The organism is Spirosoma aureum (assembly GCF_011604685.1).
In the GTDB taxonomy this organism is placed as follows: Bacteria; Bacteroidota; Bacteroidia; order Cytophagales; family Spirosomataceae; genus Spirosoma; species Spirosoma aureum.
The window spans coordinates 2428702-2444864 of sequence record NZ_CP050063.1 but is presented as its reverse complement, the minus strand read 5'-3'; the positions used below and the strand labels follow the sequence as shown (position 1 = coordinate 2444864).

Here is a 16163-nt window from a genome sequence, read left to right as displayed (position 1 = left end):
GCTTTATCGTCATTCAGATCGTAAACTCTTCACTGGATTTGTCAATGCGGCTTTGATACTCTGCAAACTGACGGTTACGAGGGCAATACTTCCGGCCAAACCACCCGCCAGGATGAATACCCACCAGTCAATATCAATTTTGTAGGTGTATTGCTTCAGAAATTGACTCATCGCATACCAGGCAATGGGCGTTGCAATCACAAAAGCAATCAGTACCAATTTCAGAAAATCCTGCGACAACAGCGAAACGATACTGGCCACTGTAGCGCCGAGTACCTTGCGCACGCCAATCTCTTTGGTTCGTTGCGTTACCACAAATGACACCAAACCAAAAAGGCCTAAACTGCCGATAAAAATACCGACAATAGCAAACAATGTCAGAAAGTTAGACAGCTTCTGTTCGTCGGCGTAGAACGTTTGTAGTTCCTGATCCAGAAATTTTGTCTCGAAATAATAATTCGGAAAAATCGCTTTCCAGTATTGTTCAATGTGAGCGAGTGCTTTTGTAGATTGGCTCGGATTAATACGAATACTGGCCTGCTGAAAATTCCAGTCGGCGTACAGAAAAACGTGTGGAACAATTGACGATTTCAGACTTTGCGAATGATAGTCTTTGACCACACCCATGATGGTAAACAAGTTTCCATCCGACAGCTTAATTCGTTCGCCAATTATCTTATCCGGCCGTTGATAACCTAAATCACGAGCCGCTTTCTCGTTAATAATCGCCACGGTATTAGTATCAGCGCGCGTCCAGGATCGGCCAGCTACCAATGGGATTTTGAAAAAATTAAAGTAGTTGGTATCGACGTATTGAATGCGAAATGTGGATTGGCCTTTGGGTAGGTTTCGGTGATGGATCGTATTCCACCACCAATTGTGATTGCTCGACGGTGTTGTTAAGGCAAATGCGACATCTTTTACTTCCGGATGCTGAAGCAATTGTTGCCGAAACCGTTCGCGCACTACCGCATTGCCCCGATCGGGCATCGTAACGGTTACAACAGCAGCTTTATTAAAGCCCAGATCTTTCTGATAAAAGTAGCGAATCTGCCTGATGCCAATCAGCGTGCAGATAACCAGCACCTGAGCAATAACAAACTGCGTAACAACCAACAACTGCCGCAGCGTAATGCCGCCCTTGCGCGGCATTACCAATCGACCGCGTAGTATCCGAACTGGCTGAAAGCCCGACAGCACCAAGGCCGGATAGCTGCCTGCCAGCAGCGTCACAATTCCACCCAGAATAAGCAGGAATGAAACCGTACCATTATCCCATACAGGGGATTGAGTCACCTGTGTATTCAGCAACTGATCGGCATAGCGAATTAGCTGTGTTGCCAGAAAACTACCCAATCCGATCGACAGGAAAACCAGAAAGGCTGTTTCACCAAAGAATTGTGCAATGAGCTGACTGCGACTGCTTCCCAGCACTTTTCGGACGGCAATTTCACGACTGCGCTGCACAGCCTGCACCGTTGCCAGATTAATAAAATTGATGCAGGCAATGAAGATCAGAAACAATCCGATGCCTGCCAATGTATACAGCATCCATTCCGGAAGTACATAATTATACGGGTCAGCATCACTCTGTGTATCGAGATGGACGTTCGTTATTGGCAACAGGTCAAATCCAGTATAGGCAGATTCATTCTTATGCTGGCTTGCCAATGTGGCCAACAGTGATTCAATAGCAGATGGAGACGCCCCATCTTTCAAGAGCACATAGCCATGATGCATGGAGTCACCACCAGCCCAGTAATTTTCATGGTTATATTCCGGTTGAATTCGCTTTAACGTCTCGCGGGAAGCCAGCACTTCAAACTGAAATTCGGTATTAACCGGCATTTTCCGGATGATTCCCGACACCGTAAGGTCAACATTGTTTCGAATGCGAATTGTTTTGCCCAGCGCGTCATTGCTGCCGAAAAAACGGTGGGCTGTGGGTTCGTCCAGAACTACCTGAAACGGTTGATTTAACGACTGCATGGGCGAACCTTTCACCCATGCCACATCAATCATGTCGAGAAATTGAGGTGGTGCAAAAAAGACATGCTTAACATTAAAAACCCGTTGGCCAACTTTCAATCCATCCGAGTCGATCGCATAGGTATTGACAGCTTTCTCGACACCCGGTATCTGTTCATTGATGGCTTTAATGAGGCCCTGCGGCACATGAGAGCCCGTTTCTCCAAATTTATCATTCGCAATAAGCCGATACAACCGGTCGGCATGCCAATGGTATCGATCAAAACTATACTCAAAACGCACAATCCAGAATAACACAATTGCTACACCCAATCCAAGGGTCAGACCGGTTAAATTGATGAGCGCATAATTCCGGTTACGGATTAAACTGCGCCAGGTGGTTTTGAGGTAGTTTCGTAACATAAGTTTAGGCTTTGTAGAGCCCGTTTCTCCAATGCGAAAAAGTCTTGCACTGGAGAAATGGACTCTCTCTTATTCAGATCGCAAACTCTTCACCGGATTCATCAGGGCCGCCCGAATGGCCTGATAACTGACAGTCAATAAGGTAATTACAGTGGCCCCAATACCCGACAGTACAAAGATCCACCAGGAGATGTTGGTACGGTATTCGTATTCCTGCAGCCAATCGTCCAGGAAAAAATAAGCAATGGGCGTTGCAATCAGGAAGGAGATGATGACCAGTCGAACAAAGTCTTTAGAGAGTAGGCCCCACAGATTCAAAACGGAAGCGCCCAGTACTTTACGAACACCAATTTCTTTAATTCGCTGTTCGGCAATGAACGATGCCAGCCCAAACAGCCCTAAACAACTGATAAAAATGGCCAGTACCGCAAAAATCCGGGCCAGTTTCCCAACGCGCTCCTCCGACCTGAATTTAGCATCGTATTGTTCATCAGCAAACTTGAAATCAAACGGACTGTCGGAATCGTATTTTTTGAAAACCGCTTCTACTTTCTTAAGGGCATCTTCTACCGGTGCATTAGGCATTAGTTTGACATTGATCACATTCGCCCAATCATAATTTACCATAAAAATGGTTGGTTTGATGGGTGTGTACGGCGACTCCATCACCATATCTTTCACCACGCCGACAACCGTACAGGGTTTATCATTATAGCGAATGATTTTACCAACAATATTTTTCAAACCCGTCAGCTTAACAGCCGCTTCATTCAGGACAAAAGCGGAGGTATCGGTTGAGAAATCCCTTGAAAAATCCCGGCCTTCTTTAATCTTCCAGTTTATGGTTTTTCCGAAATGATGGGTGCAGGCAACCACACCAAACAAGGGTATCGATTTCGGATCTTTCCCCTCCCATTCAAAACCAATCTGGTTTGACCAGACACCCGTTGTGGGGCTGGATGATTCGCTCATTTCATAAACGGCCCCTGATTTCAACAAATCATCCCGCAAGGGGTCATATTTCTTGTTGAGGTTGGAGCTTAACGAGATTTGCAGCAATCCCTGGCGGTCATAGCCAACGGGTCGATTTTTGGCGTGCTGAATTTGCCGAAAAACGATAATGGTTCCAATGATCAGCGTAATGGAAACGGTAAACTGAACCACGACTAACACCTTGCGAGGCACAGCTGCCCATCGACCCACTCTGAATGTTCCTTTGAGTACCTCCAGCGGATTAAACGACGACAGATACAGAGCCGGGTAACTACCTGACAGCAAGCCCGTCATGAGCGAAAATCCAATAATCATTGCCCAGAACAGAGGAGCCTGATACGGAATACTAACTTGCTTACCCGATAAATCGTTGAATGCCGATAAAGAAATCAGAACGATCAGAATGGCCAAAACCAGCGCAAAACCAACTACTAGCAGAGACTCGCTCAGAAATTGAGTTATGAGTTGTTGGCGGAGCGAACCAACGGCTTTTCGGATACCGACTTCTTTGGCGCGTTTTTCGGATCGGGCCGTGCTCAGGTTCATAAAATTGATGCAGGCCAACAGCAACACAAAGACACCGATAATAGCAAACAGCCATACGAACTGAATGGCTCCGCCTACATTTTTCCCTTCCTTAAAGTCAGAGTATAAATGCCAATGACTCATCGGATGCAGAAAATACTCCGGATTTTCCTGGGGCGACGTGTGTTTTTTCTCTACGTCTCTGATCTTGGCCGAAACCTTATTCATGTCGGCCTGGTCAGCTACCTGAACGAAGGTTTGAAACGAGTGATTACTCCACTGTTGCTGCGACTCTTTTACCCAGGACTGTTCGGCTAGATAGGCGCTCCACGGCAAATAAAATTTTGTATCGTAAAAGTCAGAGTTAAAGGGTAAGTCTTCAAAAATACCCGTCACTTTCATGTTGTTTTTACTGTCAATTTTAATGATTTTGTTGAGCGGATCTTTATCCCCAAAAAGGACTTTAGCAACCGACTCCGACAACAAAATAGAAGCGGGCTCTTTAAGGGCCGTAGCATAGTCGCCTTTGAGCATCTTGAGCGAGAGCATCTGCGGAAAAACAGGCTCTACATACATGCCCTCTTTATTGATTTTCTTGTCACCATTTACCAGCAGATGCCCGAAATTCCAGGAGGCCAGCGATGCGTATTTGAAATCGGGAGCATATTTGGTTTTTATCTCGGTGGCCGACGGAATCGAAACGGCCCGGCTACTTCCTGTGGTGCCGTTGAACGTCTGATTGATGTACAATTGCGCCAGCCGATCATATCCTTTATGGAATTTATTGAAGGATAGTTCGTCGTAAATCCATAAGCCAATGAGCATAGCCACCGCCATACCCACGGCTAAACCAAAAATGTTGATAAACGAATAAACCTTGTTTTTAGACAGGTTCCGGAGGGCTATTTTAAAATAGTTTCGCAGCATAGTGTTAGGGGTTGATTGAGCGTTTCTCATGCGTTAGCAAAACACCGTGCAGAGAGATACTCACAGACAGCGTAAAGATGCAATCGGGGTCAGAAACGCTGCTTTAGGGCATCAAAAACTTACGATCAGCAAGGAGTTAGCTTTACAATTCCTGCCAATTTCCATTCTATCTGTAAGCAATGTCCTATAAAAAAAGAATAACAGTGACCAATACGATCAATGTTATTCTTTTAGAGCCATACCGCTCACATAAGTTGACTATCACAGGGTGTCAACTTGTTTCGGATAATGAGATGATTTTCTTGGTCAGGGCATAAAAAATTTAGAGCAGAGAAACGGTTTCCCTGCTTATATCAGCTGCCCTATGCAGTTTTATCTACTGATTCATGGATTTGATACCCAGACTACGTTCGGTTTCCTGAATGATAGCCTTCTTTTCGCTCTCGCTTTTGCCGAGAACATTGGCAGTACGCTCGAACACGAGTTCATCACCGTCTTTCTTGAATGTATATTGCATCCAGAGCCGACCGTTTTCTTTGTCTTCCCGGTGAATGACAGATGCTGGAGCTACATCACTTGACGATAACTCATGCTTCGATGTGGCAACAATTTTTTCGTCGCGGTTCGTGTCTTCGTTGGTGTTCACGACAACCATAGAAACAGTTGCTTCATCACTCTGCTTCTTCTTGTTTTTTACGTCGCGCTTACGCTCATTAAATACCCCTGCATAACGACCATCAAATTCCTGATCCAGCGAATCGAGTATATGATTCTCCAGTGCTTTAACCGCTCTGGCATCCAGTTCAGATACATCGAATGAACGATTGAAATGCAGGGAGCGCCCTGATTGTTCAGCATCGACACGAATCCGAAGTTGCTGACCGTCGGTCGTCACTTCTTTGCTAAACGATGACCGTTGCGCTACTGCGCTAAAGCCGACTGCAAGGAGGAGGAGGGTAAGTAGCGTTTTCATAAATCGGCAGCGGTTCGTCTTAATTAGAGGTGAGCATAGTTGTGCGATATGTTTCCAGCTAGGATCATGCCAAGCTATAAACTTTCTGAATATCAGCAAATTACACCGAACAGAACACGAAAAATGTCCGAAAACGGACATTTTTCGTACGGCAGTGGACAGTCAGAATCACACCAAGGCTTACGCGCCGTTCAGCCTACTCCGCCCGCAAACTTTTGACCGGATTTACCAGGGCAGCTTTGATGCTCTGGAAGCTAACGGTTAGTATTGTTACAACGACAACCAGCAATCCTGCCAGCGCAAATACCCACCAGTGAATGTCAATTCGATAGGCAAAAGCCGTTAGCCATTTGTTCATAGCCCACCAGGCAACCGGAGAAGCAATGACAAGGGCGATCAGGACCAAAATGACAAAATCTTTCGACACAAGTCGAACAATATTCGTGACTGACGCGCCTAATACTTTCCGAATACCAATTTCTTTTGTTTTCTGCTGCGTTACGAGTGATACCAATCCGAACAAGCCCAGGCAGGAAATCAGAATGGCCAGTCCGGCAAAATAACTAATGAGTTTACTCAACCGTTGTTCACGTTCGTAGCGCTGCGCCAGATTCTGATCAACAAACTCATACGCAAATACTTTCTCTGGAAAATACCGATCCCACTCCTGCCGTATTGCGTCTAATGTTTCGGGAACCTGCTGAGGCTGAATTTTAATCGAGAATAATGTCAATAACGGCTGATCGATGGTCAATAGCATACCTTCAATCGGGTTCTGAAGCGATTGATTATGAAAGTCTTTCAGCACACCAACAATCTTTCCCTGTTTGCCTTCGAGATTTACCGACTTGCCGACGGCTGCGTCTGGTGACTTCCAGCCGAGTTGCTTTACGCCCGTTTCATTAATCAGGAAGGCCGAGGTTTTATCAGTCGGATAGGCTTCGGAAAAATTGCGTCCGGCAACAAAGGTCAACCCATAGGTTTCAGCAAAATTGTGATCAACACCCATCGCCCCCACAAACAGATTATCGTCGGGTGTGTGTCCTTCTGGAACCACATTTCGTCGTACCGCACCATCACCCATCCGACGGGTCGATAACGTTACTTCTTTAACATGCGGATTTTTAAGCAGAACCTCCCGAAAAGCCTTCAGTCGTAGATAAGCACTGTCGGTACGCGTGGCAAATACGTTCGTAATTTTATCATTACGGGTATTGGCGGTGATGATAAAGTCTTTATCGAAACCCAGCGGCTGGTCTTTCATATACCGAAGCTGCTGGAACGAAATTATAGCACCAATAATCAATGCGATCGATGCCACAAACTGCGCGCCCAACAATACTTGCCGAACTGCGCCACCCCGTGCCTTACCACTCACAAAATTGCCTTTCAACGTAGTAATTGGCTGGAAACTGGACACAAAAAAAGCGGGATAACTACCTGCCAATAGCCCGGTCAATAAACCCATTCCCACAAACAGCAGGATTAACCATCCATTGGTCAGAAAATAACTTATCGTAAGCTGTTTACCGGTCAGATTATTCAATACAGGCAGCAGTAAAGCAATCAGAAATAGAGAAAGCAGTAAGGCAATACTGCTAAGCAATACTGACTCTCCCAGAAACTGCCCAATGAGTTGCTTCTTTTCGCTACCAAGCACTTTACGAATACCAACTTCTTTGGCCCGTTTGAGCGAACGGGCCGTCGATAGATTCACAAAATTGATACAGGCAATCAGCAGTGTAATGACGGCAATGCCAATAAATACATAAATGTAGGTCATGCTTCCCGAAGGTTCAGGCCCACTCTGTGCATCGGAACGAAGATGAATGTCTTTCAGGGGTTCGAGCGAATAGACAATGTCTTTGGCGAATTGTTTATTGGCATGATCGAGCAAAAATTTCGGGAATCGGGCATTCACAGATTCGGGCGATCGTCCCGGCCGCAACAGCACATAGGTATATCCATGCGAAATGACCCAGTTTTGCGGGAGATTTTCCCGAACCAGATCGCTTTCAGTGGCAAACATTGTCTCATAATTCGACAGCAAATCAATATGAATGTGCGAGTTATCCGGAAACTTATCCACAACACCCGTTACGCGCAATGGATGTTGTCCTTCATAGATCAGGGTTTTGCCAAGTGGATTTTGCGTACCAAAATATTTGGCGGCTATTTCGTCGGTGATGACAACAGTAAATTTGTCTTTCAGGGCCGTTCGGGCATCGCCTTGTCGGAAATTGAACGAGAAAATATCGAGCAGTGTCGAGTCGCCAAAGAAAAATCGTTCTTCATCGAATTTTACGGGACGAGTCTGTTGCGGATTGGGTATTTCAATCGTTGCACTACTCCTATACACGCGTGCCGATTTCTCAATTTCGGAAAAGGCACCTGTCAACAATGGAGAAACTGGCGGTGGGGTCAAGGCCAGCGGCTCTGTCAAACCGGCAAATTTGGGTAAATACGAAATCCGATAAATCCGGTCAAATTTCTGATGAAATGTATCGTAGCTAAGTTCGTGACGAACAAAGAGCAGAATCAGAAAGCAACAGGTTAGTCCGACTGTCAGCCCGACAATGTTGATGACGGAAAAGCTCATCTGACGAAGCAGATTTCGGTACGCGATTTTAAGGTAGTTGAGGAACATGATCGAGGATTTATGTAGTAACCAGTTATCAGATTAGCCAGCCAGATGACCAGAATTGTTCATCAGTCTTACTCGTAATAATCGTAACTGACGGTTCAAATCCCGGATTTCCTGTAGATAATGCGAATAAGCGTCTGGATTACAATCTCTCAAGCCGCTTCGATGGCCATATAAGGCGACCAGTGCATCCCGTCGTGCACTTAATTTTTCGTATAGTTGAGTAAGCATGGTTTTAGGAATAGGAAAATCTAGAGTTGCAGGTATCTGATAGCGAGATACCTGCAACTCTAGATTATTCGGAACGTAATGATTTTACTGGATTCATCAGAGCCGCCTTAATACTTTGGAAACAAACGGTTATCAAGGCAATGGCAATGGCTAATGCGCCCGCCAGTACAAACACCCACCAGTCAATGTCAATCTTATAGGCGAAGTCCTGCAACCATTTATTCATGGCCCACCACGCAATGGGTGATGCAACGACTATGGCAATCAAAACAAGTTTCAGAAAATCTTTCGAAAGCAGGGTTACGATGCTGGTTACGGATGCACCCAGCACTTTACGTACCCCAATTTCTTTGGTCCGTTGCTGAATCGATATCAACGCAATGGAAAACAATCCCATACACGATAATAAAATAGCAACCCCGGCGGCCGATGAGAAAATGGTAGCCAACCGCTGTTCTTTTTTATACCACCGCTCGGTATTTTCATCCAGAAATGATCCAATAAACTCCTGCTTCGGCGCAACCGTCTTCCAGGCTTTTTTAATGCTTTCCATCGCGCCAGTCAGATTTTGAGGATTTACCCGAACCAGAATGTATTGAATGGGAGAGTTCGATTGCATTTGCAGCGCAATGGGCTTGGCCTCCTGATGTAGTGAATACAGATTGAAGTCAGAGACAACACCAACGATCTGAAACTCTTTGTTATCAGGCTTGATGAACTTGCCAATTGGGTTGGTTTCTCCCAATTGCTTTGCCATACTTTGCGTAATGAGTATGGCCGAACTCGAGTCGGTACTGAACGATGTACTAAAATCACGGCCCTGTAGCAATTTGACACCCATCGTTTTCAGGTAATCTGTGTCGATCCGTAGCCAGTCGCAGGTGATATTTCGTTTGCCGTATAGAAAGCCGTACATCATGCGCGATGAACTTCCATCCAGCCCGGCACCAATGTTAACGCCTGAACCCGATACGGCGGCTATGTTTGGTTGATTAGCCAGTCGGTCTCGCATGGTTTTCAGCGCATCGTTACCATTTAAGTCATTCCCTACCGGTATGCTGACAACCTGCTCCTTATCAAGGCCCATCGGTTTCTGTTGCAGGTAATTGATCTGCTGACGGACAATGACCGTACACACAATGAGCAGGCAGGCAATGGTAAACTGGGTAACAATGAGCGAATTACGGAGCAAACCGGGTCGACTCATCTTCACTCTCCCTTTCAGCACCTCAACGGCATTGAAACGTGTCACGAACCAGGATGGATAGCCACCAGCCACCAGTGTAATGACTAGAAAACCGAATCCGGTTATAAGTAACACGCTCGGTTTCAAAAAATCGGCTAATGTCAGGTGGCTTTGAAATGATCGATTAAAGTAAGGTAAGGCCGAATAAGCTAACCCCAATCCAATCAGTAAGGCGCCCAGACAAAGCATCAGTGTTTCGCCCCATATTTGCCCAAATAACTGCACACGCTGCGCCCCCAGTGACTTCCGAACGCCTACTTCGCGCGCCCGTGAGAACGATTGAGCAATTGTTAGATTGATGAAATTAATACAGGCAATCGCCAGTATGAAGAACCCAACCAGCAACAACGTGACTACGTATGTGCGGCTAATACCAAGCCCGTGCGTGGTTTCGGTGTCAAAGTGAACCGTTAATAACGGCTGTAGAATCAGGCTTCGCTGGAAACCCAGCTCATTTTTTGGATACCCCAACTCCTTTTGCTCTTTATTGTCTTTCGCAAAGTATTTGTCCATGAATGCCTGCGTCCGCCTTTGCAGCGTTTGCGGGTCAGTACCTGCTTTTAGTTTGACGTAGACATCATGATTACCATGGTCCCAACGGCTTTTATTTTCTTCATAGTCGCCGGCATTCTCGCTTCGAATAAGTGCATCATAGTCGAATGTTGAATTTTTAGGCGCATCACTAACCACACCCGTGACCGTAAAGGCCTGCCAGGTGTTATTCATCCGAAGCTGGAGTGGTTTACCGAGTGGGTCTTCCTTACCGAAAATATCCCTGGCCATGCTCTCGCTGATGACAATATCACTTAAGCTATTCATCGCCGTTCCTGAATTACCTTTCAGGAGCAGAAACGTGAACATTTTCAGAAAATCAGCACCGACCATTCTGACGTTTTTGCCGTAGGCCTGATCTTTCCGCCGAACGCTCGCCGTTCGATTAAAATAGCGGGAAACCCCTTCGATCTCCGGAAACTCCGCTTTGAGTGCGGGCGAAATCGGATAAGGCATCGTACTACTTTTGTCGGGAGTACCATCTCGATTAGAAGACAGGAAATAAAGACGAAACAACCGGTCTGAATCCGTATGAAACCGGTCATAGGATAGTTCAAAGGTGGCTGTCAGAAATAGCAATACACAGGTACCAAACGCGACCGATAAACCAACAATGTTGATCAGTGAATGTGTACTGTTTTTCCAGAGCGTGCGAAAGGCTATTTTCAGATAATTGCGCAGCATACGAATGATCTATCTGTATGTAATTTTTTGAAAATCAGTATTTTACAAGGATTCATATCCCCTATTATGACTCAACATACTTTTCGGCAGACTACACTTCCTACAAATGATTCTGCTCGCTAAAAGCACAGGCCAGTAGCGAGCAGAAAAAAGAAAAGCTACTTCATACCGTTTAAGGTCCTTTATTCGCTTCGCAAACTCGTAACCGGATTCATCAGGGCTGCTTTAATGCTCTGATAGCTGACCGTTAAAAAAGCGATTAATAGTGCCAGAAGACCGGCAACACCGAAAATCCACCAGCCCAATTCTGTTTGGTATGCAAACGTCCCCAGCCAGGTACTCACCGCCCACCAGGCTAACGGCGAAGCCAGGACAAGCGCAATGACGACGAGTTTCAGGAAGTCTTTAGAAAGCAACCCAATGATGTTTGTGACACTGGCGCCCAGCACTTTCCGGACGCCTATTTCCTTGGTACGCTGTTCAGCGGTAAATGCCGCGAGAGCAAATAAGCCCAGACACGAAATCAGAATAGCGAGTACGCCGAAATAATTGACCAGGGCGTTCACCTGCTGTTCACTACGGTATAATTTTTCGTAGGCTTCGTCAACAAAATGATAGTTGAAGGGATAATTCGGATTAAACTCCTTCGTGATTCGTTCTAAATCAGCGATGGCCTGCTGGGTTTGACCAGCACGAGTTTTCACCAGTAAATAACTCGTATTCAACGGATTAAAAACCAATACCAAGGGATTAATGGCCTCGTGTAATGAAGTCAGATGAAAATCTTTCATCAGCCCGACAACCCGTCCTTTTCCATTCCAAAATGTGATTTCTTTACCAACGGGATCTTTCATTCCCATCAGTTTGGCCGTGGCTTCGTTGATCAGGTAATTTGATGAATCGGCGGGGCTATCTGCGCGAAAATCGCGACCACTTACCAATTTGATATTCATCGTTTTAATGAAATCGGCCCCGATAGCCATCGCTGAGACGGTTGTTTGTAAGGCTGGGTCTTTGCCCGTCCAGTTCAAATCGCCGGATGTGCTTTGTACACTTACGGGTAATGACATCGCTGTTGATGCCGAAGCAATGGATGGTGCCCGCAGTACCTCCTGTCGAAATGGTTCCAGCTTTTTAGGCTGAGCAATTTCGCCTTCCAGGGGTATGTAAACCACATTTTCGCGGTCAAGGCCCAGGTTTTTAGTGCGCAGATAATCCATCTGTTTACCCACAACCAGCATACCCACAATCAGGAAAATAGACAGCGAAAACTGAAAGACAACCAGTGCCCGGCGAAACAGAGCAGGTCCGGCACCGAACTGTAAGCGACCCTTGAGAATTTTGATGGGTTGCAGCGATGACAGAAACAAAGCCGGGTAACTTCCTGACAGGAAGCCTGTTATCAGTACCAGTATTGTAACAATGAGCCAGAGTGTCGGCTCGGCAAGATTAAGTACGATCTGTTTGCCAAATAAGGCGTTAAAGGTTGGCAAAACGGCCCAAACCAGCCCGAATGCCAACACAACGGCTAATAAACTCGTAACGATTGATTCGCTCAAAAACTGTCCGATCAGCGATGAACGTAAAGCGCCAACCACTTTTCTGACGCCCACTTCTTTGGCACGCATTGCCGAGCGGGCGGTTGCCAGATTCATGAAATTGATACAGGCAATGAGCAGGATAAACAGCGCAACAATCGAGAAAATGCGAACGTATTCAATCCGTCCCCCAACCGAGTGTCCATTTTTGTAGTCTGCATACAGGTGCAGGTCGGTCATGGGTTGCAATGTTGGCCGTCCTGTATCGAAGTTTTTTCCTCCGTAGCGCGGATAGATATGTTTCATGGCGGCTTCGGCCTGGGCAATCGTCGTATTAGGTTTGAGCCGAACATACGTATAGAACCCATTATTGCCCCAGGTTTTCATCCAATCCTGCTCCTGTACTTTCCAGTTTACGAGCCAGTCGAATTGCAGCGTTGAGTTGTGCGGTAAATCGTCAATTACGGCACCAACAACGTAGAATTTGTCATTGTCAAGTTGCAGTGTTTTACCAATGGCCGGGCTATTCGGGAAATATTTTTCGGCTATCTTTTTGGTAATAACAATCTGATTGGTTTGGGCTAGTGCCGCTTTGGGATTGCCATCAACTACGGGCAGATCGAATACCCCAAAAAAATCGTCGGTGGCGTAATGACCTTTTTCTTTGGCGTTTCTTTCACCGACTTTTATCAAAAGCTCCGGCCCATAATTAATTTTTGTGACAGCGGCCACCTGAGGCACATCTTTCGCAATGGCTTCCTGTAAAGGGCCGGGTGTGACGAAATTCGTGACGGTTTCGCCGTTATAAGGAAAATTAACCCGAACATACTGGATATGCTCCGCATCGGGCAGAAAGCGATCATAGCTCAGTTCATCACGTACCCAGAGCCCAATCAGCAAACTACACGCCATTCCGAGCGCTAACCCCAATACGTTGATGGATGAGTAGAGTTTGTTCTTTAGCAAACTCCGAACTGCAATTTTGAGGTAATTGCGGAACATAGTTGTTGGGGTTAATTTCGAACTGTAGCACAGTTGCTCCACTTCCAGTAACGTTGCTTACTGAAGGTTTTGGAAGCTCTGTTCCTGATTTAGTGCAATACGATTATCCATCAGAACAGGCAAAAGCCATTGTTGAGCTTTGTCAGACAATTGGCCTGAACACGGCGCCGAAAGAATTAATCAGCTGACTGACAAAAATAAATATGGTATTCCGGCAGGCTTAGTCTTCAACGACAAGACCCAGGAATGATAGCGGTCTGTTAACCACATCTTTTTTTCCCAGGTCTTGCAATCAGACTTAAATCTTTCCTGTAAAACGGCTTTCTACGCGAGTTAAACGTGGAAGTTTTCCGTCACAACTTTACCATCGAACAGGTTCACAATACGGTGCGCAAAGCCAGCATCGTAGGGTGAGTGCGTTACCATGATAATCGTTGTTCCTTCGTCATTTAATTCTCCAAGAAGCTTCATCACTTCCTCGCCGTTTTTCGAGTCGAGGTTACCCGTCGGCTCATCCGCCAGGATTAATTTTGGTTTTGCAACAACCGCCCGTGCAATAGCTGTCCGTTGTTGCTGACCACCCGAGAGTTGCTGCGGGAAGTGATTACGCCGGTGCATAATGCTCATGCGTTCGAGGGCTTCTTCAACGCGCTTTTTGCGTTCGTCGGTAGGCGTTTTAAGATAAAGCAGTGGCAGTTCGACGTTTTCATAGACGGTAAGTTCGTCGATCAGGTTAAAGCTCTGAAACACGAACCCGATAGAGCCTTTCCGCAACTGCGCCCGCTGGCGCTCAGTCATTTTGGCAACAGCTGTTCCGTAGAAATTGTATTCGCCCTCGCTCGGATTGTCTAACAGGCCAAGGATGTTTAGCAGGGTGGATTTACCACAACCGGACGGACCCATGATGGCCACGAACTCGCCGTCTTTAACGTCCATGTTGATGCCATTGAGGGCGGTGGTTTCTACTTCTTCGGTAGCGAAGAGTTTCTGTAGGTTAACTGTCTGGATCATACTTTTTCAGAATGGTTCTGAGGGTTTAAAATTCTAGAACTTCGTTATCGCCAAAATTTTCGTAAGAACTCGTAATAACCTGCTCGCCGGGCTGCAAACCTTCAAGCACTTCATAAAACTCCGGGTTTTTACGGCCCAGCGTAATTGGCCGCTTCACCGCTCGCTTGCCCGACTTATCGACTACGTATACCCAGTTACCACCTGTGTCGGAGAAGAAACCACCTACGGGCAGTAACGTAGCTTTTGCTGCTTTGCCCAGCTCCAGCTGAATCGGTGATGATTGACCGCGCTTGATGCCTTCGGGTGTGCCCTTCGGAAAAACCATATCAACTTCAAATCGACCACTTTTTACTTCGGGATACACGCGACTAATTTCCAGATCGTGCATTTTCCCGTTGAACTCAAATGATCCTTTCAGGCCCGAAAATACGCGGCTAATGTAGTGTTCATCAATACCAACCCGCATTTTAAACCCATTTAGATCATCGATCTGACCAATATTCTGGCCCCGGTTAATGTTCGACCCAACTTCGACATCGATACTCGACAACTGACCCGATACCGGTGCTTTGACGACCAGATTATCGAGCGTCTGTTGCCAAAGAGCGACATTTCGCTGCGTACGTTGCAAGGTACCCTCAAGTTGTTTGATCTGAAATTTTGCGTTTTCCTCCTGATACTTCTGCGTTTCGATTTCGATGGTACGCTGGGTGACTAATCGTTCGTAAGCCCGTTTCGCTTTCAGATAGTCTTCTTCTGACACAACTTTATCTTTGTAGAGCTTTTCCTGACGATCGTAAGTGTCTTTCGCCTGAGAAATTTGAGCATCTACATCAGCCAGCGTTTTACGGAGCGTAAATCGTTCGATCTGTATCCGTTGGCGCGTATTCTGCAAGTCGTTGACAAGTCGATTGGCTTCTGTTTCCGATTGTAGAAAGCTCAGTTTAAGGCTCTGGTTTTCGAGCTTCAGGAGCACATCGCCCTTCTTAACCATGTTGCCACCCTCAACGAGTTTTGATGTTACATAACCGCCCTCGATGGCATCCAATCGAATAGTTTTCAGCGGTTGAACGACGCCCGTAACGGCGATGAAGTCCTCAAACGGTCCGGTAGATACGTTCGAGACGGTGATTTTATCTTTTTCGACGTTCAGTTTCGACCGGCGGTCAGCAAACAGGAACGTATAAGCTAATAGACTCAAAATCAGCGTACCACCACCAAAAATTGCGATACGTTGTGTTGTCCAGAAACGTTTAGGTAAGGCGCGATCCATTGTAATTTTTCAATTAGCACATTAAGAAATAAAACACTAAGCGTGTGCTTTACTCCTTTTGAGCCAATAGTCGTGCCAACTAATAAAATATACTGATTATCAACAAATTAATTCAGAACTAAAAATTACAGCTGTCCGGTTTCGGACAAATAGCTGTCCGGTTTCAAAACCGG

9 protein-coding genes are annotated in these 16163 nt (G+C 46.0%); all 9 read right to left on the bottom strand.

Annotated features, from left to right (window positions below):
- Positions 1-9 precede the first annotated feature (9 nt).
- A complete protein-coding gene (locus G8759_RS09725) occupies positions 10-2391 on the bottom strand; it encodes an ABC transporter permease (RefSeq protein WP_167207421.1) in 2382 nt (793 codons plus the stop codon).
- 69 nt (positions 2392-2460) lie between these two features.
- The gene (locus tag G8759_RS09720) at positions 2461-4836 is read right to left on the bottom strand and encodes an ABC transporter permease (RefSeq protein WP_167207419.1); all 2376 of its coding nucleotides are present in this window, start codon (positions 4834-4836) and stop codon (positions 2461-2463) included.
- A gap of 376 nt (positions 4837-5212) precedes the next feature.
- A complete protein-coding gene (locus G8759_RS09715) occupies positions 5213-5809 on the bottom strand; it encodes a hypothetical protein (protein ID WP_167207417.1) in 597 nt (198 codons plus the stop codon).
- 196 nt (positions 5810-6005) lie between these two features.
- Positions 6006-8456 carry an ABC transporter permease gene (locus tag G8759_RS09710; protein ID WP_167207415.1) on the bottom strand — a complete coding sequence of 817 codons (2451 nt, stop codon included), beginning with the start codon at positions 8454-8456 and terminating at the stop codon, positions 6006-6008.
- 33 nt (positions 8457-8489) lie between these two features.
- Positions 8490-8684, bottom strand: a complete 195-nt coding sequence (locus tag G8759_RS09705; RefSeq protein WP_162384866.1) for a hypothetical protein — start codon at positions 8682-8684, stop codon at positions 8490-8492.
- Positions 8685-8748: 64 nt separating this feature from the next.
- Positions 8749-11166 (bottom strand): ABC transporter permease, encoded by a 2418-nt coding sequence (locus G8759_RS09700; protein ID WP_167207413.1) that lies wholly within the window; start codon positions 11164-11166, stop codon positions 8749-8751.
- 182 nt (positions 11167-11348) lie between these two features.
- Positions 11349-13706, bottom strand: coding sequence for an ABC transporter permease (locus G8759_RS09695; protein WP_167207412.1), 2358 nt, complete (start codon positions 13704-13706; stop codon positions 11349-11351).
- A 333-nt stretch (positions 13707-14039) separates the two neighbouring features.
- Positions 14040-14717: an ABC transporter ATP-binding protein gene (locus tag G8759_RS09690; protein WP_167207410.1), complete on the bottom strand. Its 678-nt coding sequence runs from the start codon at positions 14715-14717 to the stop codon at positions 14040-14042.
- 25 nt (positions 14718-14742) lie between these two features.
- Positions 14743-15990 (bottom strand): efflux RND transporter periplasmic adaptor subunit, encoded by a 1248-nt coding sequence (locus G8759_RS09685; RefSeq protein WP_167207408.1) that lies wholly within the window; start codon positions 15988-15990, stop codon positions 14743-14745.
- Between the last annotated feature and the right edge of the window lie 173 nt (positions 15991-16163).